The organism is Rugamonas sp. FW305-51, from assembly GCF_058786935.1.
The window spans coordinates 1-1,121 of record NZ_JBYSZG010000103.1 but is presented as its reverse complement, the minus strand read 5'-3'; the positions used below and the strand labels follow the sequence as shown (position 1 = coordinate 1,121).

The window sequence follows — 1,121 nt, the reverse complement described above, 5'->3', positions numbered from 1 at the left end:
GACGCCGACAACCAGGTGAACCTGCTGGCCTCGGAAAGCAAGGCCAGCCAGCACAGCACCAACAGCTCCAGCGGCGCCAGTATTGGCATCGGCTTTGCAATCGGCGGTCAGCAAAACGGCTTCACGCTCGAATTCGCGGCGTCCAAGGCGCGCGGCAACGCCGATGGCGACGACCTGAACCACAGCAATACACACGTCGTCGGCGGTAACACGGTGACGGTGGCGAGCGCTGGCGACACCAACGTGAAGGGCGGCGTGATCGTTGGCGATACAGTGGTGGCCAACGTCGGCGGCAACCTGAACGTCGAAAGCCTGCAAGATAGCAGCAAATATGACAGCAAGCAGGTCAGTGCGGGTGTCGGTGTCAGCGTCTGCATCCCGCCGTTCTGCTATGGCAGCAGCTCGGTGAGTGGCAGCATCGGCAAATCCAAGGTCGAGGGTGATTTCCTCAGCGTGATCGAGCAGAGCGGGATCAAGGCCGGGGATGGCGGTTTCCAGGTCAACGTGAGCGGCAATACTGATTTGAAGGGTGGCGTATTGAGCAGTACAGAGTCGGCCATCGAACATGACAAGAACAGTCTGACTACGGCCACTCTGACGAGCAGCGATCTGCGGAACAAGGACAATTATGAAGCTGATGCCTTCAGCGCGAGCGCTTCCTTCAGTGGCAAGGCGGGGGATCAGGACGGGGCGAAAAAGCCGGGCGACGTTGCGGCCGCAAACTCGAAGTCGGTGCCGGGCGGCAGCGCCGGGGTGGGCAGCGCGAGTGGTAGCCAGCAAAGCACAACCAAGTCCGGAATTAGCGGTGGGGCCATTTCTATTACCAATGGCAGTTTGCAGCAGAGCCTGAGTGGGAAGACTTCCGAACAGGCTGTGGCCGCGCTTGACCGGGATGTAAGCAGCGACAAAGTTGACAGCGGCAGCTTGACCAAAGGCTGGGACGGCAAGGCGCTGGAAAAGGAGGTCAATGCACAGGTTGCGATCACCTCCGAGTTCGGCAAGTTGGCAGCGCAGCGGATCGGCGATTATGCAGATGCTCAGCAAAAACAGTTGCACGACAGTGGCAACGAAGAAGAGGCCGCCAAATGGGCGGAAGGCGGTGTCTATCGTGTCGCGGCGCA

Annotated in this window: 1 protein-coding gene; it reads left to right on the top strand. The window is 60.1% G+C overall.

Annotated elements, in window-relative coordinates:
* Positions 1-1,121, top strand: a 1,121-nt coding sequence (locus AC3WOS_RS28430) for a hemagglutinin repeat-containing protein (RefSeq protein ID WP_492720671.1), incomplete at both ends; no start/stop codon positions are given.